The sequence below is a fragment of the Alteromonas sp. H39 genome (genome assembly GCF_047556435.1).
Classification (GTDB): Bacteria; Pseudomonadota; Gammaproteobacteria; order Enterobacterales; family Alteromonadaceae; genus Alteromonas.
This window is the reverse complement of sequence record NZ_CP180210.1, coordinates 2,269,516-2,290,999: the sequence shown is the minus strand read 5'-3', so window position 1 is coordinate 2,290,999 and position 21,484 is coordinate 2,269,516. Positions and strand designations below refer to the sequence as shown.

The 21,484-nt window shown below is 46.9% G+C and carries 16 protein-coding genes; 15 read left to right on the top strand and 1 reads right to left on the bottom strand.

Annotated elements, in window-relative coordinates:
- Nucleotides 1-125: 125 nt before the first annotated feature.
- A complete protein-coding gene (locus tag ACLBLI_RS10125) occupies nucleotides 126-4,073 on the bottom strand; it encodes a S8 family serine peptidase (protein WP_414827502.1) in 3,948 nt (1,315 codons plus the stop codon).
- 518 nt (nucleotides 4,074-4,591) lie between these two features.
- Here ACLBLI_RS10125 and ACLBLI_RS10120 point away from each other — a divergent pair.
- From ACLBLI_RS10120 to ACLBLI_RS10050, 15 genes are all read left to right on the top strand, one after another.
- Nucleotides 4,592-5,779: a thiamine pyrophosphate-dependent dehydrogenase E1 component subunit alpha gene (locus ACLBLI_RS10120; RefSeq protein ID WP_414827501.1), complete on the top strand. Its 1,188-nt coding sequence runs from the start codon at nucleotides 4,592-4,594 to the stop codon at nucleotides 5,777-5,779.
- Nucleotides 5,779-6,756 carry an alpha-ketoacid dehydrogenase subunit beta gene (locus ACLBLI_RS10115; RefSeq protein ID WP_414827500.1) on the top strand — a complete coding sequence of 326 codons (978 nt, stop codon included), beginning with the start codon at nucleotides 5,779-5,781 and terminating at the stop codon, nucleotides 6,754-6,756. The genes ACLBLI_RS10120 and ACLBLI_RS10115 overlap by 1 nt, the downstream gene beginning before the upstream one ends.
- 11 nt (nucleotides 6,757-6,767) lie before the next feature.
- On the top strand, nucleotides 6,768-8,396 hold the full coding sequence (locus ACLBLI_RS10110) for a dihydrolipoyllysine-residue acetyltransferase (protein WP_414827499.1): 1,629 nt from the start codon (nucleotides 6,768-6,770) through the stop codon (nucleotides 8,394-8,396).
- Between the two features lie 104 nt (nucleotides 8,397-8,500).
- Nucleotides 8,501-9,355, top strand: coding sequence for a 23S rRNA (adenine(2030)-N(6))-methyltransferase RlmJ (locus tag ACLBLI_RS10105; protein ID WP_414827498.1), 855 nt, complete (start codon nucleotides 8,501-8,503; stop codon nucleotides 9,353-9,355).
- Between the two features lie 2 nt (nucleotides 9,356-9,357).
- Complete coding sequence (locus ACLBLI_RS10100; protein WP_414827497.1) at nucleotides 9,358-11,220, top strand: protein kinase domain-containing protein; 1,863 nt, start codon at nucleotides 9,358-9,360, stop codon at nucleotides 11,218-11,220.
- Nucleotides 11,207-12,067, top strand: a complete 861-nt coding sequence (locus ACLBLI_RS10095; protein WP_414827496.1) for an acyl-CoA thioesterase domain-containing protein — start codon at nucleotides 11,207-11,209, stop codon at nucleotides 12,065-12,067. Before ACLBLI_RS10100 ends, ACLBLI_RS10095 begins: the two co-directional genes overlap by 14 nt.
- Nucleotides 12,068-12,075: 8 nt before the next feature.
- Entirely contained in the window at nucleotides 12,076-12,615 is a 540-nt protein-coding gene (locus ACLBLI_RS10090) for a gamma carbonic anhydrase family protein (protein ID WP_414827495.1), read from the top strand.
- Between the two features lie 445 nt (nucleotides 12,616-13,060).
- Complete coding sequence (locus ACLBLI_RS10085) at nucleotides 13,061-14,182, top strand: pyridoxal-phosphate-dependent aminotransferase family protein (RefSeq protein ID WP_414827494.1); 1,122 nt, start codon at nucleotides 13,061-13,063, stop codon at nucleotides 14,180-14,182.
- Nucleotides 14,183-14,549: 367 nt separating this feature from the next.
- The gene (locus ACLBLI_RS10080; protein ID WP_414827493.1) at nucleotides 14,550-15,779 is read left to right on the top strand and encodes a nucleoside recognition domain-containing protein; all 1,230 of its coding nucleotides are present in this window, start codon (nucleotides 14,550-14,552) and stop codon (nucleotides 15,777-15,779) included.
- Nucleotides 15,780-15,856: 77 nt separating this feature from the next.
- Nucleotides 15,857-16,549, top strand: coding sequence for an SIMPL domain-containing protein (locus ACLBLI_RS10075; RefSeq protein ID WP_414827492.1), 693 nt, complete (start codon nucleotides 15,857-15,859; stop codon nucleotides 16,547-16,549).
- Nucleotides 16,550-16,562: 13 nt separating this feature from the next.
- Nucleotides 16,563-17,018, top strand: coding sequence for a GAF domain-containing protein (locus ACLBLI_RS10070; RefSeq protein ID WP_414827491.1), 456 nt, complete (start codon nucleotides 16,563-16,565; stop codon nucleotides 17,016-17,018).
- Entirely contained in the window at nucleotides 17,015-17,305 is a 291-nt protein-coding gene (locus ACLBLI_RS10065; RefSeq protein ID WP_414827490.1) for a hypothetical protein, read from the top strand. The genes ACLBLI_RS10070 and ACLBLI_RS10065 overlap by 4 nt, the downstream gene beginning before the upstream one ends.
- A 19-nt stretch (nucleotides 17,306-17,324) precedes the next feature.
- Entirely contained in the window at nucleotides 17,325-17,993 is a 669-nt protein-coding gene (gene proQ, locus ACLBLI_RS10060) for an RNA chaperone ProQ (RefSeq protein WP_414827489.1), read from the top strand.
- 1 nt (nucleotide 17,994) lies between these two features.
- Complete coding sequence (gene prc / locus ACLBLI_RS10055) at nucleotides 17,995-20,043, top strand: carboxy terminal-processing peptidase (RefSeq protein ID WP_414827488.1); 2,049 nt, start codon at nucleotides 17,995-17,997, stop codon at nucleotides 20,041-20,043.
- 92 nt (nucleotides 20,044-20,135) lie between these two features.
- Nucleotides 20,136-21,470 carry a sodium-dependent transporter gene (locus ACLBLI_RS10050; RefSeq protein WP_414827487.1) on the top strand — a complete coding sequence of 445 codons (1,335 nt, stop codon included), beginning with the start codon at nucleotides 20,136-20,138 and terminating at the stop codon, nucleotides 21,468-21,470.
- Nucleotides 21,471-21,484: the final 14 nt, after the last annotated feature.

The window sequence follows — 21,484 nt, the reverse complement described above, 5'->3', positions numbered from 1 at the left end:
GTCTCCATATTAATCTTTCTTCACTATACAGAAGGCAGATGTTGGGTAAATGCAAGTAATACTGGTAGGAGCAATAAAAAAGGCCGCAGAAGCGGCCTTTTGATTATGTTACTTAAGGTAACTGATTAATGCATTTTACGACGACGCAGGAATGCTACAGGAACCAGCAATAGTGCCAGCCATCCCATAGAACCACCGCTCTTGTCGTTAACAGCAATATTAACTGTTTCAGTTGTCGTATTGATACCGTCTGTAGCTGTTACCTCGACAGAGACAGAATCTGCCGTATCTGAACCAGGTGCCGTAGCGGTATAACTTGACTGTTGAATACCGTTAATCATGATTGATACATCATCTCCATCAGCATCTGTTGCTGAAGCGGTCACAGTAAAGGAAGAGCCCTCATCTACTGATGAAGGAGCATTAATATTCAGAACCGGTGCATCTTGAACACCCTCTACCATTACATTTACTACTGCTTCGCCAACAATTTCTTCATTTTCATCCATCACTGTATAAGTGAAAGAATCTTCTCCGAAGTAATCAGCGTTTGGAGTGTACGTAATAGAACCGTCTTCATTTACTACTACAGAACCGTTTGAAGGCTCGTTAGTTACAGACAAAGATTCTGTGTCTATTTCAGATGCTTCAATGATGATAGGTGTATAAGTTCTAAAATCTCCCGACAAAGATTCCATTGTAAATGTATTAATTACCGTGGAGTCCATGTCATTAGAAAGTACATTTGCTGTCAGGCTGGTGTCTTCCTCTAGGGTTACCAAATCGTCCATGTATTCGGTTCTCGCTTTAATTGCACCAGCGAAACTAATTTCGATATCATCACCTGCGTTAGACGTTAAGGTGAATTCATCACCAGTTGCTGGTAATGCACCGATAGTTTCACTTTGTGTAACAGCAGCGTGCGTAGTGCCGACAGCACCAGTTTCATTTTCAGCACCAACAACTATGCCGAGAGGCGAGTCAGCGAGTGATGCTGCATCCATGTCGCCATATACGTAGTGAACTTCACCCGACTCATAGTCAAACCACAACTGGAAGTTGTAATTGGAACCGGGAATGCCATAAAGCTCTGCACCTGACCATTCGACTACGAAATGACCAGTAGTTAGGCTGACAGCATAGATATTACCTGCGCCAGTATCACTATCACTTGTTCCATCAAGGTCAAAGTCTGCCCAGAATGGTGCTACTACATTGTTTGGTTCTGCTAGACCAGGAAGAATGTGCGTATAAGGTGTTGATGTAGAACCAGATGAAGTGCCTAAAGATACATATCCATTCGAAGAGATCTGCATTGAAGAATACTCTTTACCTAAATATGTCACTGTAGGCATGTTTATGGCGATTGATGTATCGTCGCAAACCTCTGAGCAGGTTACAGGCAAAACCCCTAGCGATGCCATAGACGTATATCTAGGCAAACCAAATCCGGCTAACAAATCACCGATAACTGTATCAGCTGTCATAGTAAAGGATGCAGTGTTTAGTGCCCCTTCCCAGTAAACTGTGCGTGTTTCGTCATCGTAGGTGACTGGTTGCTGATCACCATTTTTCACAGCAGATATGGTCGCAGGGTTTATATCAAACTTCTCATCAATATTACCGCTTATACTGATAAGCCCGGTGACTGCCTGGTTGCTTATCGCAGCAGAATTTTCCACTACATCTCCTGCTGATGCGGTTTGCTGTGAGACCATGCTATAGAATAGCCCTGGGTTATCACTACTTATTGGATATAGAGCAACCGGAATGAAGTAATCAGTAGTTGATTCATCAGTATCAGACCAGTTAACACCACCAAATGACCATGCGTTGGTATCAGCTGCACTGACGTCGACGGAAAGAGTGATTTCTGCGGAAGCTCCTGCTGGTAGCGTTGCATCCGCAGGTGAGATAGATGCATCAATAGCACTATCGTTGAACATTACCGTAGGGCTAACGCTTACTTCACTATCACTTGTATTCGTAACTGTTATTGACATCTCACATGTCAGATAACAATTACCATTGACCATGCTCAAATCACTGTAAGTCAGCTCAACTGTACTAGCTCTCTCTGCATCAAGTCGACCAGCACCCATATCAAAATTGTCTGCAGGTCTTACAGCATCTTCTTTTACGATATCGCGAATAGAAGAAGTCACGAGTGCACTTTTTATCTGCATTGAAGACCAATCAGGATGCATCTGCTTGATCAAAGCTGCGGCACCGGCAACATGTGGCGCTGCCATTGATGTGCCATTTTTGAAAGAGAAATTTTCTCCTACGTGACCCGGTGCATCTGGTGATTCACCTGAAAAGATACGGACGCCCGGAGCAGCCAGGTTTGGCTTGAGGAACCTTGGATCACCATTCGGGCCTCTAGAGCTGAAGTCAGCCATAATATCCGCAAGGCTATCAGAAGTGGTGCGAATTACTTCGTCGCCAATAGTGATAGATACCGGCTCATCAGTGGTTTCTGCCAGTTCTGCAAGTGCAGAACCTGGAGTAAATGGAAGCATTAATGAAGGAATTGTCTGCTCGTCGCTTAATCCACCCATCAATATTGGAGCTTCACCATTACCTGCTGAATTATATATCAATACTGCAGTAGCACCAGCTGATTCTGCATTCTCTATCTTTGTTACAAAACCACAGGTACCGCGACTAATTAAGGCGATAGAATCATCAAATGCGCCATCCGCAAATGGCTCACAGCCTTCTACATTAGCTTCATCAATTTCACCGGCAAAAACAACCGTAGCCGTAATAGGTTCTGTTACTGGCACTACACCTGAATGAAGAGCAGGAATTGAACCAATTGAATCATCGCCCTCGATTGAAACTTCGTTAGCAAACAACCTGTCAGTTGTTGTTGCCGCGACCGTTAGAACATCATCGGAACACCCAGGGCAACCAACTGTTTGTGGGCCCGGACCATCATTACCTGCAGCGAATACGGTAACTACACCTGCGTCGTTCATTGCTTCGAATACGTCAGCGTACGGAGAACCTGAAGGAGAACCACCCGGCCCACCACCCCATGAGTTATTTACAATGTCTGCACCGTCCATCAATGACGCTTCAAGCATTGACAACAACATTGAGTTTGAACCGCTAGATGATGCCGGGTTTGCAGGAGTCGCATAAAGTCCTTTGTAAACCATCAAGTAAGCTGCTGGAGCGACACCTGAGATTTCTGCTGTAGCACCGTCACGCTCGGCAGTGACACCATAGTTACCAACTGCAGTGCCCGCCACGTGAGTACCGTGTCCGTTGAAGCCAAGGGGGCTATCATACTCTTCAGGAACAATAGAGAAACCTTCTGGTACCACTGCATGTCGAGCAACAATTAACTTATTGTTACAAAAATCTTCTGCTACTGAGCAATAATCGTCTGTGGGTAGTGTATCTGCAGCAGGCGCCTCAAACCCTTCTCCACTAAATAGTGGATTTTCAGGACGAATACCGCTGTCTACGATTGCGACTTTAATACCTGCGCCAGCTGTTTCACGCCCACCGATTTTTTCCCAAACATCCATAGCGTTAATAATGTCTAAGCTTGCATCCATTTGAGCATGCTGAATAGTGTCTGGATATACTGCTTTTACATTTGGAAGTTTCATCAAAGCGTCAACGCGCTCTTTACTTACAATACCTGCGACACCGTTAAATGCTGCACTGTATGTAAAGTCAGCCTTAAATCGCTTGTCTATTTTTTTTGCTGCAGCAATAAACGATTGTTGCTGTTTTACAAGAAAGCTTTGATATTCTTTCGCTGAGGGTGAGTTAAAGTTTACTTTTTGACCTTTAGACGCAATGTCAGCTCTCATCATCGGGTTAATCGGAGCGAACTGCGCCATCGGCACATCTTGCAATTGGACAATGACACGAATTTGGTCGTTTCCAACCTTAATCGAATCGTTGATCAATGCTTTCTTATCGAAAGCTGCTTCTACAGCATCTCTCTGTTCAACAGTGTGACCGGAGATATTTTGATTGAAGGCGAAAGCCGCCCCCGTCGTGCCTGCTAGCGCAGCAACGACTACCGTACTAAGAATTGATTTTCTCATATTTTTATATAGCCACTTAACGTGGTCCCCTGGTAGTTCCTAATTGTCGGTCATGATAATCATGCCTTCGTTTTTATTTTGACGCCGTTTCCGTCGACGCACTTTATGTCTTTGTAGACGCATCCATTTCTAGCACAAAAGTACTGCAGTGAGAATTGATTTGCGAATTAAATTTCAATCATGTTGAACATACAAGGGCTCATATAGCTTTATATTTAATCTAAATATTTCATTAAGTTAAGTGTTCATTTATTTATACGCATAGTGAAATTACAGATAGGGTTTGCAGGTGCGTTCTTCTAGCTCGCGTTACATATTTGTAAACCAAAATGATTATTGTTAGGACTGATTTGTAAAATGTAGGATGGCTATCCGCATTGAAGGGTAGTGGTTGGGATAAATATTCCTTCCCAGGTGTTAATTGAAAGTAAATAGCAAGGTGTTTCGTTTGGTTCTGGTCTAGCATAGTCTCATTCGGGTACATAGGTGTACTCATCACCAAATAAGAGGGATGGATTGTGAAAGATCGAAATCACCTTGCCGGCGTGTCGACGACACATCAGGTTCATATTATCGAAAATGGCCTGATCGACATTCCCATGCTACAAATCCTACAACCAGATGGCAGTCTTCATGACGAGGCGGTAGAGCCTGACATTGACCGCGAAACCGCCACGCGTATCTATGACACCATGGAGTATATCCGCGTTCTTGACGAGCGAATGATTGGTGCTCAGCGTCAGGGGCGTATTAGTTTCTATCTTGCCAGCACCGGTGAGGAAGCCGCTTCTGTTGCCAGTGCAGCCGCGCTCTCTGATAACGATATGATCATGTCGCAGTATCGAGAACAGGGTGCGCTTGCCTATCGTGGCTACACAACCACACAGTTTATGAATCAAATGTTCAGCAACCAGGAGGACCCTAATAAAGGCAGACAAATGCCTATACATTACGGGGACAAGCCGCTGAACTTTATGACCATATCCTCTCCGCTTGGAACGCAAATTCCTCAAGCCTCAGGTTATGCCTATGGCCAGAAGATGGCAGGGAATGAAGCCATTACCATTTGTTATTTTGGTGAAGGTGCGGCGTCTGAAGGTGATTTTCATGCCGGATTGAATATGGCAGCGGTGCTGAATTGTCCTGTTATCTTTTTCTGCCGCAACAACGGCTACGCTATCTCAACACCAGCTGATGAACAGTTTGCCGGCGATGGCATTGCATCACGCGGTATTGGCTATGGGGTAAAAACTATTCGCGTAGACGGTAATGATCCTCTGGCGGTTTATGCTGCCACCAAACAGGCTCGTGAAATTGCGCTTAAAGAGAATTGTCCAGTGTTGATTGAAGCGATGACCTATCGCCTTGCAGCACACTCAACCTCTGACGATCCAACCGGCTACCGCTCGCGTGAAGAAGAAGATAAGTGGCGAGCGAAAGATCCTATTCAGCGCATGGCAAAGTGGTTGACGTCAAAAGGCTGGTATGACGAAGACGCCAATAAAAAGCTGATAGAAAAGTCCCGTCAGGATGTACTTGCGGCACTTAAAACGTCAGAAAAAGTGGATATTTGCCCTATCGAAGATATCGTCACCGATGTTTATGACGACGTGCCCTGGCACCTTAAAGAACAACTTGACGCATTGAAATCGCACATCAAAAAGTACCCGGATGCCTATCCCAAAACCTCAGGGAGAGTGAAGTAATGGCTAAAATGAATCTTCTGCAAGCAATAAATAATGCACTCATTACTGTCATGGAACAGGATGAACGCGTTATGGTTTTCGGTGAAGACGTCGGCCATTTCGGAGGCGTATTTCGCGCTACCAGCCATCTTCAGGAAAAATTCGGCAAAGGACGCTGTTTTAACACGCCATTGACAGAGCAGGGCATTATTGGATTTGCAAATGGAATGGCATCGCAAGGTTCTGTGCCTGTCGCTGAAATTCAGTTTGGTGACTACATTTTTCCGGCGTTCGATCAGATAGTTAACGAAACCGCGAAGTTCCGCTATCGCTCCGGTGGTCAGTTCAGTGTTGGTACCTTAACAATTCGCACTCCTTATGGTGGTGGCATTGCGGGAGGGCATTATCACAGTCAGTCTCCTGAAGCTTTTTTTGCTCACTGTCCGGGTTTGAAAATAGTGATCCCCAGAAATCCATATCAGGCCAAAGGTTTGCTATTGGCCTCTATTCGCGACGACAATCCTGTGCTTTTCATGGAGCCAAAGCGCCTTTACCGTGCCTCCGTATCGGATGTGCCGGAGGACGATTATGAATTGCCACTGGGTAAAGCCGACACGGTACAGGAAGGAAGCGACATCACGCTACTGGGATGGGGCGCGCAAATTGAGATCCTGCAGAAAGCTGCAGAAATGGCGTTGGATGATGGTGTCTCCTGTGAAATTATCGACCTACGAAGCATTCTTCCATGGGACGTAGACGCTGTTTGTGAATCGGTAATGAAAACAGGACGTTTGCTAATTAATCATGAAGCGCCGCAAACGGGTGGCTTTGCCAGCGAAATTGCCGCGACTGTCCAGGATAAATGTTTCCTGTATTTAGAGGCGCCTATTTCTCGTGTGTGTGGACTGGATACGCCATATCCGCTTGCGCATGAAAAAGAATACATGCCGGATCAGTTCAAAACTTACGAAGCCATAAAACGCACACTAAATTACTAAGGGGTAGCATAATGACGACTGAATTTATTCTGCCCGACATCGGTGAGGGCATTGTTGAATGCGAGTTGCTGGAGTGGTTGATAGAAGAAGGCGACGTGATTGAGGAAGACCAGCCTGTTGCAGAGGTCATGACCGATAAAGCGACAGTACAGATCCCTGCAATGCACTCCGGTACTGTAAAAAAGCTTCATTATAAAGTGGGTGAAATCGCCAAGGTTCACGAGCCACTGTTCGCGATGGAGATTGATGGCGACTCTGCATCAGATGCTGAAGCTGAGCCTGAAGCAAAGCCGGAATCAGGTGCGGAAAAACCGAATTCGCAGCCAGACGCAATACCATCTATTCCGCAAAGCAGCACCACTACTGAAGACTTTATTTTGCCTGATATCGGTGAGGGTATTGTTGAGTGTGAGATTGTAAAATGGCACGTTGCTGAAGGCGACAGTATTGAAGAAGATCAACCTGTCGTTGAAGTGATGACCGACAAAGCGGTAGTTGAAATACCCGCTAAGCATGCCGGTACGGTGCATAAATTGTATTATCAGCAGGGTGATATCGCCCGTGTTCATGAGCCACTGTTCGCATTGGCGACGGAAGGCTCAACAGAGACATCCACTCAAGCGACATCAGCCACAGAGGCAGCAAAACCGGATGCCGAGAAAAAATCATCGACAGGCACTGCAGATGCCAACGCAAAGTGGCCTGACGGGGCATATGAGCCGCCAGTCGCAATTCCCGGCAAGGTGTTAGCCAGCCCGGCCGTGCGCCGGATTGCCCGTGAAAAATCACTGGATCTCACCGAAATTGAAGGTTCCGGCAAAAAAGGCCGTATTCTGAAAAAGGATGTATTGACGTTATCAACAAGCGAATCTGAAACGACACAGGGCCCTCGTACTACAAAACCTGAAACGCAGGCGAGTACTATGGCTGCTGGCGGTACACGTACTGAGAAAGTGCGCGGAGTACAGGCAGCAATGGCGAAACAGATGTCGGCGTCGGTTCAGACCATCCCGCATTTCACTGTCAGTGATGAGCTGCGAATGGATGCACTAATTGCATTGCGCCAAGAGCTGAAACCCGTATTTGCAGAGAAGGGCGTGAAACTGAGCTTTATGCCGTTTTTTGTAAAAGCCATGTCGCTGGCGCTGCAGGATTTTCCGAACATCAACAGTCAGCTTAACGATGACGGTACCGAGCAGACCTTTTTTGACGATCACAACATCGGATTCGCGGTTGACTCAAAAGTTGGCCTGCTGGTTCCGAATATCAAACGCGTTCAGGAGTTGAGTCTGTTTGAAATAGCCGGGCAAATGCAAGACATTATCGACAAAGCCCGTGAAGGAAAGCTCGGCGGTGACTTCCTTAAAGGCGGTACCATCAGTATTTCCAATATCGGTGCGATTGGCGGCATGACGGCTACCCCTGTCATTAATAAACCAGAAGCTGCCATTGTCGCGTTAGGCAAAACGCAGTCACTACCACGTTTTAGTGAAAGCGGCGAAGTAGAAGCGCAAAATATTATGATGGTTAACTGGTCAGGGGATCACAGGATCATTGATGGGGCCACTATGGTTCGATTTAACAATCTGTGGTGCGACTACCTTTCATCACCCACCAAAATGCTGATGCATCTGAAATAACATCAAGCGCCCTGTAAATCATAGCAGGGCGCACCTTCCTGATTGTGACCTGATGCCGGTAACGATACACTACGCTTTTACGTATACCAATTTATAGGGCGCTTTTGTTAAGTTACAAACATGCTTTTCACGCTGGCAATCATGCAGATGTTATTAAACATATAGGCTGGATTGCTGTCATTGATTACCTTTGCAAAAAAAACAAACCGTTTACGCTATTCGATACACACGCGGGGGCAGGGCAGTATTCGCTTGATGACGACCAGGCAAGTAAGAACTGTGAATACGAGTCTGGGATCGCGAGGTTGGTAGATACAGCGGCTACGGATCCATTAATTGAAAAATACCTTGCGCTTTGTGGCGAATTTTACCAACAGCGCCATTATCCTGGATCGCCGGTGATTGCCGCATCATTATTGCGTGATAACGATCAGCTACACGTGATGGAACTGCATCCTGGTGAAATACCTAAACTGCAAGCTTCAGTAAAGAGGCTGGCACGCGGACAAGTTCATATTCATCACAGAGACGGACTTGAAGGATTAAACGCGTTAGCGCCACCGTCTCCAGTGCGAGGTGCCGCGTTAATCGATCCCCCCTATGAGTTATTGTCAGAATATCAGTCAGTTACGAACACAGTGAGCGCCACACTCAAAAAGTGGGCACAGGCACAAATTGTGATCTGGTATCCCTTACTGTCTGCCCGGGCTGGCCAGAAGAGCGGGTGCAGTGAACGCATGGTTGAAAAACTTGCAGAGTGTGGGAAAACCGCGTTTACCGCGGAACTGCATGTAGCAGACAAAGCAATGGATACAGGTATGTATGGTTCGGGATTGTTGTTTATTAATCCGTCCTGGCAGCTTGATACCCAACTGGAGAATGCCCTGAATACCATCGCCCCGACATTGGGTAGCGATATCAACGTGTCGGTTACGTGGCGTAAGCGGGAGTCAACATAGCGATGAACCAGCCCAAGGCGCTGAAGCACTTCTATATCCCCGAAGAGCAATCGGTGTATTTGCTATCGCACGCAGATGCTAAAAAGCTTAAAGATTGGGTGAATCTGTGCAAAGAGCAACTGGAGTGGCTGGGTTACCGGCATATTGAAATGATAGGAAAAGGCGCATTTGGTTTCGCTTTTTCGGGCATAGCGCCAGATACAAAAGAACGCGTATTTAAATTTTCCAGAGTAAATCTACCGCAGCATATTCAGGACCGGCTGGAAGAAGAAGCGTTTATGCTCGGCCACGTCCATCACGCAAATGTGCCCTCTCTTGTTGAGTTCCAGCAAATTGGCAAACAGGCCATTCTTGTGATGGAAAGAGCCATCGGTGAAGATCTGGAGAAAGTCAGCCTGAACTGCGGGCCGTTATCGCCAAGACTGATTGTAAAACTGGCGGTGCAAATCGGAGATATGCTGCTATACCTTCGCCAGTATCGTGAAAAAGGGGAAGCGAAACCTTTGGTTCACGGTGATATTAAACCTTCCAATCTTGTTTGGGATGCAAATACAGAAACGGTGGGGCTAATCGACTGGGGATCCTCAGTTTTTGCGCAGACCGATGAAACCGGACAGTATGTTGGTAACAACGTGATGGATCTCATGTCCGGCGAATTACACCAGACCAATGCACGACTGGGCGACGTGTATTTTATCGGTGAAGATCAACTAAACGGCGCCTTGTCATCGCCACGGTTCGATGAACAGGGCATGGCCAGCACGCTCTATGCATTGGCCTCCGGTCAGTCCAGCCGATATGGCAGAAAAGTGATCACGCCGCTTTCGCTTGGCTTACCAAAAATGCTGGCCAATATCCTGGATTATATGCTCAGCGATGACGACAACAAGCGACGTCAGGGGGGCGACTATTTCTTTAAGAATATTCATGTACTCCGGCAACTTGTGTTTGCTGAAGACAAGCCTGCGCAATACCAGGCGTTCATACCTACATGGATTGGCGACACCGATCATGAAATAGAAACGGTGGTGTATTCTTCGCGGAAGTCTTTCTTACGTCAGGAAAATGTGGATGCGGAGAATGAGCTGCGGTATGTCAATGATGCGCAGTTTGATCGCTACTATAAGAACTACCTTCAGGGCATGGGCGAAACCGAAAAAGGCTTCATTGCTGCAGTTAGCCGACTTGGCCGGTATCCTGTGGTAGGAGGGCTGGCGATACGCTGGGAGCCGGATGGAATTTACGTCGATTCCAGTCTCAACTTGTATGACGAGGGGTTAAAGCCAGCATTTGAGATGGCAGTCAATAATGTCATTACCCTGGCCAGAGCCATTCACCGCAGCGGTATTTTTAAGTGCTGTATGTTCAATGCCAAAGATACGCTGCATATTGAGCGCGAGAGTGAGGAGGTTCCTTTTGTTCCTGATGATACCTGCCATATCCCCTTTGAACTCTCCCGTGTTTCGGTAGTAAAAGACGACAGCAGAACACACTCTTACTTTGAGGATGGAGACGATCCGGATGAGCTGCTAAAGCTTCCGCCTGAATTGATGTCGTTACTGGAAGAACTTAACACCATTCACCATACTGGCTGTATCATTTTCGAGGCACTGCCAACCCATTTAAAAATACACAGCTATTATATGCTGCTGGATCACAGTCAGGCTGCAAGGTTTACGCAAATTCTGAATGCGATTGTTGATCAGGTACCCACAATTGATGGAGTAGGTATTTCAGGTTTTATGAAATTGCCTTACAAAGATACGCGTTATTTTGAGCACAAGGCACAATTGCCAGAAAAGTATTACCCGAGAAACCCAAAAAGCGAACTAACAGGAGAGCAATACACGCATGTCAGAGGTTAAACTCGCATCATTATTTGAGATGGAAAGAATAGAATCTGGTTTGCTTCGTGGCCAGAGCTGGGACCTTGGTTTCCGGGCGTTATTTGGCGGTCAGGTGCTCGGACAAGCGCTGGCAGCAGCTTATCGAACTGTTGATGACGATCGAGTTGCGCATTCATTCCATTCTTACTTCCTGTTACCCGGAGATGCACAAAAGCCAGTGGTTTACGATGTTGAAGTCGTGAGGGACGGACGCAGCTTTTCTGCCCGCCGCATTAAAGCCATTCAGGATGGTCGCAATATTTTTTACATGACGGCGTCTTTTCAGCAAATAGAAAAGGGAATGGAACACCAGAAAGCGGATATGCCTGACGTACCGCCCCCCGAAAACGTTGAGCCGGATATTGCGTTTTACGAGAAAAACTTCGAAAAAATGGCCAGGCCCATGCAGGAAGCGCTTAGTTATCATAAACCGGTTGATATCCGTACGGTAGACGCCGCTAATTCTTACCAGGCCACCGTCAGAGAGCCAGTGCGATATATATGGATGCGCTCACGAGACATTCTGGCTGACAACCAGGCTTTGCATCAGGCGGCTCTGGCCTATGCGTCTGATTACCACTTCTTAAGTACATCACTGCAGCCACATGGTATTGCGGTCACTGATAAAAGTTTGCGGATAGCCACGATTGATCACGCAATGTGGTTTCATCGCCCGGTGAACATGAATGAATGGTTGCTGTATGCCATGGAAAGCCCCTTCAGCGGTAATGCCCGGGGAATAGTAAAGGGACAGCTGTTTAATCAGCAAGGTGAGCTGGTAGCATCCACTATGCAGGAAGGCTTAATGCGAAAGATCGACAAGTAGGAGAAGTCATGATTTATGAACTGGAAGGACAAACACCCAAAGTAGGAAAAGATGTTTACATTGCTCCTGGCGCGCATGTTATAGGCGATGTGGTGCTTAAGGATAATGTCAGTGTCTGGTTTAACGCTGTGGTTCGCGGAGACATGGATACCATCACTATTGGTGAAGATACTAATATCCAGGATGGTAGTGTATTGCATACCGATGCAGGAATTCCGCTGGCGTTAGGGAAAGGTGTCACCGTTGGACACAAGGTGATGCTTCATGGTTGTAGTGTTGGTGATTATAGCCTAATAGGCATCAATGCCGTCATTTTAAATGGAGCAAAAATAGGTAAGGGATGCATAATAGGCGCCAATGCACTGATCACAGAAAATATGGAAGTTCCTGATTTCTCTTTAGTTGTTGGTTCACCAGGAAAGATCGTAAAAACGCTGGATAACGCTGTTTTGGATAAGCTGCAGGCGTCAGCTGAGCATTATGTTGAAAACGGCAGGCGGTACGCCAGAGAGCTAAGCACAGTGAGCGACCCTGCAGCTTACGTGTGAAATTAATTTTCCCCTGAATAAAAAATGCCCAGAACATACGTTCCGGGCCTAGGGGAATGGCTCATTGCTGAGCCGTGCGCTAACTATTGCAAGGGAGAAGTTCATGCAAATTGGTTACAACGGACAGTAATCATAGATCACTTTTGATTACTTTATAAACAATTTTTTCATGAATCTTTAGTGAAATCGTATCAGACACTTAGCGTATTTTCCATTATTCCTGTTAAAACAATGGTTTTTTATCTGGTCTGAGCATCGTTGTGTTGGTTAAATATTATCCACATGATGCTCACAAATTACCCACTTACTTTTGCACAACCCAAATCCAACGGGCTACTATTCATCAGATTTATCTTCATGACAGTCTGTTGTTGTTCACCTGAATCATTGTAACAATGGCGACATAATAGAATGCTGGTTACCGTTGCAGATTACAGGAGAAATTATGCAAGATTTCAGAACATTTTTGCCACCAGAGCGTACGTTAATGGGACCTGGCCCTTCTGATGTGCATCCCAGGGTGCTCAATGCGATGGCACGTTCTACCGTCGGTCACCTGGATCCGCTTTTCATTGAATTGATGGATAACACCAAGCAACTTCTGCAATACGCCTTCAAGACAACCAATGCGCTCACGATGCCTGTTTCCGCACCCGGCTCAGCAGGGATGGAAGCATGCTTTGCAAACCTGATCGAAGCCGGTGATACGGTACTGGTTTGTGTTAATGGCGTGTTTGGTACGCGAATGGTAGAGAACGTAAAGCGGATGGGCGCGACCCCCGTTATCGTTGAAGATACCTGGGGAGAGCAAACGTCGCTGCAAAAGGTGGAAGACGCGTTAAAGCAGCATCCGGATATTAAGATTGTTGCCTTCGTGCATGCCGAAACATCCACCGGTGTGAGGAATGACGCTCAGGCTCTCTGTGAGATTGCTCGCCAGTATGACTGTTTGACAATCGTCGATGCAGTGACATCACTGGGTGGCATTGAAGTTGATGTGGATGGATGGCAAATTGACGCTATCTACTCAGGCTCGCAAAAATGTCTGAGCTGCGTGCCGGGTCTCTCTCCCGTGTCGTTTAGTGATAAAGCGGTTGAGGTAATCAAGTCCAGAAAAACGCCGGTGCAAAGCTGGTTTCTGGATATGAACCTTATCGTTGGATATTGGGGGCAGGGCGGTAAGCGTGCTTATCACCATACCGCGCCGGTAAACAGTATTTACGCGCTTTACGAGTCGTTAGTAATGTTGAAAGAGGAAGGGTTGGAAAATGCCTGGCAACGGCACGCAGATGGCCATAAGAAGCTGGTTGCAGGGCTGGCGAATATCGGTATCGACATGGTTGTGGATGAAAACTATCGATTGCCTCAGCTTAACGTGGTCAGGATCCCCGAAGGTGTCGATGATGCGCAAGTCAGAAAGCAGTTACTTGATACTTACAATCTTGAGATTGGTGCCGGGCTTGGAGACCTGGCGGGTAAAGTCTGGAGAATTGGTCTGATGGGCTATGCGTGTAAAGATCGGAACATCGATCATTGCGTTGCCGCTTTGAAACGGGTACTTACCTGAAGAAAACGTATCAAATATTCGTGATAACACGCTGATTTTAGAGCCAGTTCCTGTACACTGAGTGTTAAAGAAGGTGCGGATAAGTCTGGAACTATCCCGCGTGTCTCAGCGCTTGCTATTGCGACGTAAAAGCCGCAGGAAGTAATTCCCGCATTGATAAGAAAACTGGCTGAATAAACTGATAAATAGTTTCTAAGTCAGATTTTATCTTGTGGGGTACAGAGTAAATAAAATGGGCAGAGTTAGGTTTTGTTTACCGAATCTGCCAGAAAACGGTAACGTAGCGTTCTGAGCGTTGTCTCGGGGCATGCTCCGAATATCCGAAGGCCCGTCCGCACTAGTCAAACCGTAGATGTGATAGGTCCTTATGTTATCCCGACTCTGGCTTTGCTTTATTATTCTGGCTTTTATTGCCGCGTGTTATCAGGCGTTGTTCAATCAACAGGCCGGCACCTTTCAGGATGTAATGGATGCCGTCACGGCGATGGCTACGCTGAGCGTGGACATCGCTATCGGGCTGATTGGCGTGCTGGCATTTTGGCTCGGTATCTTCAGAGTTGCAGAGCAATCTGGCATCGTAGACAAAATGGCCGCAGTGCTGTCACCCTTTCTTCGCCGCGTCATGCCTGACATCCCTGCGCATCACCCTGCGCTTGGCAGCATTACAATGAACATGTCTGCTAACATACTGGGACTGGACAATGCTGCAACACCCTTTGGTATTAAGGCGATGCAGGATATGCAAACCCTATCGCCGAAAAAAGATACGCTTAGCAATAGCCAGATCCTGTTTTTAGTCTTAAATACGTCCTCCGTTACGTTATTTCCTATTGCGGTATTTCTGTATCGGGCAGAGCAGGGGGCCGCACAGCCAACCGATGTGTTTATTCCAATTCTTCTGGCGACCAGCGCCTCAACACTGGCAGGGTTGATCGTCACCTGTCTGGTACAGCGAGTGAACCTGCTAAATAAAGTTGTGCTGTGGTACCTGGGGGCAGCCTTTGCCTTACTCACAGCCGTAGTACTGTATTTTGGCAGCCTTGCCTCTGACGTACTGGCCGCGCAATCAGCGGTAATGGCCAATGTGCTGTTGTTTACATTCATTATCGTTGTACTCATCGCAGGTTGGAGACGACAGGTAAACTGCTATGAGGAGTTTGTTGAGGGGGCGAAGAAAGGGTTTGAGGTAGCAATTTCACTGATCCCTTATCTGATTGCGATGTTAATTGCGATTGGTATGCTGCGCGCGAGTGGCGTGATGGAACTACTCACCCAGTCTATCGCCAGCATGGTAGCGTTTATCGGCGCTGATACCCGTTTCGTGGACGCTCTACCCACGGCGTTGATGAAACCGCTAAGTGGCAGTGGCGCGCGCGCCATGATGATAGAAACTATGCAGTATCATGGTGCAGACTCATTCGCCGGGAGACTGGCATCGGTTTTACAGGGATCTACCGAGACCACTTTTTACGTACTAGCAGTTTACCTTGGCGCCGTTGGTGTCCGTCACGCTCGTCATGCCGTAGCGTGTTGCCTTGCCGCGGATGCGGCAGGGATAACCGCAGCCATTGCCGTGAGTTACTGGTTTTTCGGGTAACAAATTCAGACAGTATTCATTATTGATTCATGTCTAGAATGTGATGGTAAGTATGAATCATCAATCAAGGAGTTTGTATGCTTTCAATGAAGTCTGTGTTAACTGGTATCGCGCTTACCAGTAGTTTGCTTGTTTCTTCTGGTGCCATCGCTCAGCAATCGGCTTCGATTAATGTACAGGGACAGGGTGCCATCGCGGTTACTCCGGACGCCTATTCTGTTACGTTTATTCTGGAAGAACAGGGCGAAACGGTAGCCAAGCTAAATCAGCACTTGTCTGGCGAACTGGATGCCGTAGTAAAATTTCTCCTCAGTCAGGGCATTAAGGAAGAAGATATTCAATCGATGCAGGTACAACTTAATCCCCGGTATGAGAATACGACAACGGGCCGTGAACAAAACGGATTTGTGTTAAGCCGTGAGGTGCAAATCACACACTCTGAGATAAGTAGCTATGATAAAATCATTGACGGTGTGCTGGGGCGTGGTGTTGATCGCATTCAACAATTTGAGTTCGTGGCAAGCGGCCAGTCAAATGCATACGAGCAAGCGCTGATTGCTGCTGTCGGCGACGCTAAGGCGAGGGCAGCGTTGTTAGCAAAAGAGTTGGGCGTTAAAGTGGGTGATGTGGTTGCAATATCCGAGTCTGGTGGCAATATGCCGGTTCCGGTGATGCGTGCAAAGGCATTTGCCGAGGATATGAGTGCCTCCATGCCCGGTCAACAACAGATTAACGCTCGGGTGAACGTCACATTTTCTATAGAGCAGTAACAGGAAACAAGCATTGGAAACCAATTATGAACAATTAGTTCACCAGGCCCGCAGCCTAGTGGACGGCGAACACGATCTAATCGCTAATATGGCAAATATCAGCGCGCTGTTGTTTAACAACATGACCAGTGTAAACTGGGCAGGATTCTACCTGTTCAAAGAGTCACAGTTGGTGTTGGGACCCTTTCAGGGCCAGCCTGCCTGTATTCGCATTCCAATGGGTAAGGGGGTTTGTGGTACTGCAGCACAAACCAGAACCACACAGCGTGTTGACGATGTTCACGCGTTCGCCGGGCACATCGCTTGCGACGCCGCATCCAACTCAGAGATAGTCATACCACTTATCGTAAATGATACCTTGATTGGCGTGCTGGATATTGACAGTCCTGAGTTTAGCCGCTTTGATGAAGAGGATCAGGCTGGACTTGAGGCGATTGCCCAGGCATTGGTAGCCAGTCAGCAATCATGAAGTACAGTGTGGATATTCAGGTCGTATTGTCGACACCGGAAGATATGCTCGATGTGCATGATGACCCAAGTGAGGCGTCTGAGCGACTAAATTTTATTCTTCATGCGGTATTCGATCGTGCGGAAGAAGAGATTGAAACGGAAAGACTTGAGCGAATTTTGCACTTTTGCTGGGAATCATGGCAACAAGATAGCAATTTAATGGATATAGATGACGATGAATTGCTTGATTGGGTTGACCACACGCTGGCAACTTGGGATGATTCGGATAATAACGAATTGTATTGACCACATTTAGATATCATTAATGGAATCACCAGAGAAGTTTAAAAGCAGTAAGGAAGTCATTGCCTTTCTTGCAGAGTCATTTCCGAACTGTTTCTCCGTCGAGGGTGAAGCGCGTCCACTGAAAATTGGTATTTTTCAGGATTTAGCATCACGACTTGAGGAAGAAGAGCGCGTAAGCAAAACCATGCTTCGCTCCACGCTGAGACATTACACGAATAGCTGGCGCTATTTGCATAGCATCAAGGAAGGCGAACATCGGGTTGATCTCGATGGGAATCCCGGCGATGTTATCGAGAAAGAGCACGCTGATCATGCTCGTCAACAGCTCGAGGAAAGCAAAGCAAAAGCCGCTGAAAAGCGAAAGGCTAAGCAAAAGGTGGCCCCGAAAGGTCAACCCAAACGCCAGCCTGGCCGGCCGGGAAGCGATACGGCAACAGCGAATCGTAAAAACGACGGTAAGCAGGGAACTAAACCGAAATTAAACAGACCAAATAAGACACCGCCTGCAAAATTGACGGACGACGATCTTAAGCAAGGTACTCAGGTAACAGTAAAATTAGGCAAAGCGCCTATGCCTGCTGTAATTACTGAAGTTGCGAAAGATGGTGTACACGTTCAGCTTGATTCGGGCATGGTAGTCAAAGTCACTTCTGAGGCTTTACGTTTGGCACGTTCCAAGAGGTCGTAATATGAAAGATATCCTTCGAATTTCCATAGCCAGTGCATTCCTGACCGTAGGAGTGGGTGCTGGTGCTGTGACCAACTCTCCTGAGGTTGAAGATCTTCCTGTTTTGCAGCAGGAAACACAGCATAGTGTCGCAGCAAAGCGTATCAGCGCGCTTTTCACCCGGGCACACTATAAGGAAATTTCGTTGGATGATACGCTCTCGCAGTTAATCTACGAGCGCTATCTTGAGTCGCTTGACCATAACAAACAGGTATTGTTGAAATCTGACGTAGCCAGTTTCAATAAATTTGAAAACGAATTTGATGATGCATTGAGTCGCGGCAATCTGAGTATTGCTTATGACATGTACAATAAAAGTGCAGAACGTCGCATCGAGCGTTTCGAGTATGCCTTGTCATTACTGGATGAGCCTTTCGATTTTGAAAAGAAAGACGACAAGTTCTATTACGACCGTGAGGAAGCTTCGTGGCCCGAAACGAATGCCGAGCTTGATGAGTTGTGGCGTCAGCGCGTGAAGTATGATGCGCTAAACCTGATCCTGGCTGATAAGACCTGGGAAGAAGCTAAAGAGTTACTGGAAAAACGCTACACGCGAGCTATCAAGCGTCTGAAGCAGGCCAAAAGCGAAGATGTTTTTCAGACCGTCATGAACTCATTTGCCAGAAGCATTGAAGCCCATACCAGTTACTTATCGCCTCGTAATGCTGATCGTTTCCAAATGGAAATGAACCTGTCCTTTGAAGGGATTGGCGCGGTATTACAAAGCGAAGAAGATTACACTGTCATTAAAAGTATCGTTCCGGGTGGTCCGGCAGATAAGTCTGGCGCATTAAAACCAGAAGATAAAATTATCGGTGTAGCACAGGATGACGAAGAGTTCGTTGATGTGATCGGCTGGCGTCTGGATGAGGTTGTCGACTTAATCAAGGGGCCTAAAGGCAGTACGGTTCGCCTGCAAATTCAAAAGGGTGCAACAGAGTCGAAAAGTATGTCTGTTGTCAGCATGACACGAGACAAAATCAAGTTAGAAGACCGTGCAGCAAAGTCTGAAGTGTATGTGCCAGACTCTGGCCCGCATGAAGGTGACAAGCTTGGCGTGATTACCATTCCTAGCTTTTACAATAATTTGCATGCTGACGTGAAAAAAGAACTGGATTCTCTGAAAGCGCAGGACGTTCGTGGAGTTATTGTCGACTTGCGTGGTAACGGGGGAGGTTCGCTGACCGAAGCTACACTGCTTACGGGCTTGTTTATTGAAAAAGGGCCGGTTGTACAAATCCGTTATGGAGAAGGCAAGGTTAGCGTGAACCGTGATACTGATGGCTTAGTTTCATACGATGGCCCATTAACTGTGCTGGTAGACCGTTACAGTGCTTCTGCTTCGGAGATTTTTGCCGCTGCGATGCAGGATTACAACCGTGCGCTCATCATCGGTGAGCAGACCTTTGGTAAAGGTACCGTGCAACAGCACCGGGGCCTTGGCAGAATTTATGATCTCTACGATAATCCCTTAGGCAGTGTGCAATTTACTATCGCGAAGTTCTATCGGATTGATGGTGGCAGTACCCAGCATAAAGGTGTTGTACCCGATATCCTTTATCCTTCGGCTATAGAGCCGGCCGATTGGGGCGAGAGTCAGGAAGAAACAGCGCTGCCGTGGGACAGCATTAACCGCGCGAACTACACGACGTTCGGTGATGGCCAGAATGCCCTAGATGTTCTCACTGCTAAACACAACAAGCGTATTATGCAAGATCCTGAGTTCTCTTATATTTATGAAGACATCGAGGAATATAACAAACATAAAGATCGTGATTATATTTCCTTGGTGAAATCTGAGCGTATTGCTGAGAAAGAGGAAGCACAGGAAAAAGAGCTGGCTCGTACCAATGAGCGGCTTAAGCGCATGAATCGCGAGCCGATTGCGAAGATGGACGACTTGCCAGAGGATCTTGACGAGCTGGAGGAATTAGATCCATTCCTGGATGAGGCTGCGAATATCACTTATGACCTTATCGAAACCGGAAAATACGCAATTACGCACAACTAAGACCTGAATGAAGAGGGCTGGTGTATCGCCAGCCCTTTTTTTGTGTCTGAAAATAAAATATACCAATAAAAATATAATAAAGGGACGACATCATGGCTATCCGAGGTGAATTTTCCTCTCGAATCGGGTTTGTCCTGGCGGCTGCAGGTTCTGCAGTGGGGCTGGGCAATATCTGGGGCTTTCCTACAAAAGTAGCCAGTAACGGGGGCGCAGCTTTCGTACTGGTATATCTGTTGCTGGCGTTTGTGCTGGCCTATCCCGTACTCATGGCTGAGCTGATTATCGGCAGGGCAACCCGGTCTAATATGGTCGATGCGCTTGGCAAAATTTCAAACAGCTGGATAGGGCGCGCTACCGGTGTGTGGGGGGGAGTTACAGTTGCCCTGATATTGTCATTTTATGCCATCGTTGGTGGCTGGATGTTAGTTTATTTTGCAGACTCTGCGGTAAACATCGTAGGCGGGGAAAACGTCTCGAACTGGTTGCTCAGCGGCTCAGGGTTACGCGATACGCTGTTTTGTGCACTTTTTCTAATTCTTACCGCACTTATCGTACTGGGTGGCGTTAAATCAGGAATCGAAAAGTGGTCAGTACGATTAATGCCAACCCTGGTATTGATTATTGTGGCGCTTATCGTTTACGTCAGTTTTCAGCCTGGTGCAGTTGAAGGTTGGAGCGCCTATCTGGTACCTGATTTTTCACAAATTATGGATCCGGATTTGTTGATCTCCGCAATGGGACAGGCGTTCTTCTCGATGTCTTTGGGGGTAGGTACCATGCTGGTATATGGCTCGTATGTCAGTAAAAAAGAAAACCTGCCTACACTTGGCGCATCCGTAGCGCTCGTGGATATCGGGGTTGCCGTCATTGCCGGCATGTTGATCATCCCTTCCATGTATGTAGCCTTAAATAATGGTGTTGAGATCTTTACTGCTGAAGGGGCCTTGATTGAAGGTGACACGCTAATCTTTACGGTATTACCTGCACTTTTTGATACCATCGGAACCGTTGGCCTGTTAGTCGCATTCGCGTTCTTTGCGTTAATGGTTATCGCTGCGGTCACGTCGTCAATTTCAATGTTGGAAGTACCTGTTGCTTACCTGGTGGAAAGTAAAGGTATCGCCCGAAAGCGTGCAGTATGGTTGGTAACCGCGGTCATTTTTGCCGCCAGTACGACGATAATCTTTAATTTCGAGCAATTGTTTGGACTTGTTATTTCTATCACAACTCAATACAGTCAGCCGCTTCTTGGTCTCGCACTTTGTATTTTTGCGGGCTGGGTGTGGCGACGCGACGCGATACTTAAAGAATTGCGTGAAGGAAATGACGAAATTGAAAGCGGTTTGTTCTGGAAGATATGGCCATGGTATGTGCGGTTCGTTTGCCCCGTCATCATATTCGTGATGTTTTTTCGGTCTGTGGCCTAATCACTGCGTTTAAC

What these genes read in the sequence shown, in the direction of transcription:
- ACLBLI_RS10125 (WP_414827502.1), bottom strand. Translation starts at nt 4,073, where the DNA reads ATGAGAAAATCAATTCTTAGTACGGTAGTCGTTGCTGCGCTAGCAGGC.
- ACLBLI_RS10115 (WP_414827500.1), top strand. Translation starts at nt 5,779, where the DNA reads ATGGCTAAAATGAATCTTCTGCAAGCAATAAATAATGCACTCATTACT.
- ACLBLI_RS10110 (WP_414827499.1), top strand. Translation starts at nt 6,768, where the DNA reads ATGACGACTGAATTTATTCTGCCCGACATCGGTGAGGGCATTGTTGAA.
- ACLBLI_RS10100 (WP_414827497.1), top strand. Translation starts at nt 9,358, where the DNA reads ATGAACCAGCCCAAGGCGCTGAAGCACTTCTATATCCCCGAAGAGCAA.
- ACLBLI_RS10095 (WP_414827496.1), top strand. Translation starts at nt 11,207, where the DNA reads ATGTCAGAGGTTAAACTCGCATCATTATTTGAGATGGAAAGAATAGAA.
- ACLBLI_RS10090 (WP_414827495.1), top strand. Translation starts at nt 12,076, where the DNA reads ATGATTTATGAACTGGAAGGACAAACACCCAAAGTAGGAAAAGATGTT.
- ACLBLI_RS10085 (WP_414827494.1), top strand. Translation starts at nt 13,061, where the DNA reads ATGCAAGATTTCAGAACATTTTTGCCACCAGAGCGTACGTTAATGGGA.
- ACLBLI_RS10080 (WP_414827493.1), top strand. Translation starts at nt 14,550, where the DNA reads ATGTTATCCCGACTCTGGCTTTGCTTTATTATTCTGGCTTTTATTGCC.
- ACLBLI_RS10075 (WP_414827492.1), top strand. Translation starts at nt 15,857, where the DNA reads ATGCTTTCAATGAAGTCTGTGTTAACTGGTATCGCGCTTACCAGTAGT.
- ACLBLI_RS10065 (WP_414827490.1), top strand. Translation starts at nt 17,015, where the DNA reads ATGAAGTACAGTGTGGATATTCAGGTCGTATTGTCGACACCGGAAGAT.
- proQ (WP_414827489.1), top strand. Translation starts at nt 17,325, where the DNA reads ATGGAATCACCAGAGAAGTTTAAAAGCAGTAAGGAAGTCATTGCCTTT.
- prc (WP_414827488.1), top strand. Translation starts at nt 17,995, where the DNA reads ATGAAAGATATCCTTCGAATTTCCATAGCCAGTGCATTCCTGACCGTA.
- ACLBLI_RS10050 (WP_414827487.1), top strand. Translation starts at nt 20,136, where the DNA reads ATGGCTATCCGAGGTGAATTTTCCTCTCGAATCGGGTTTGTCCTGGCG.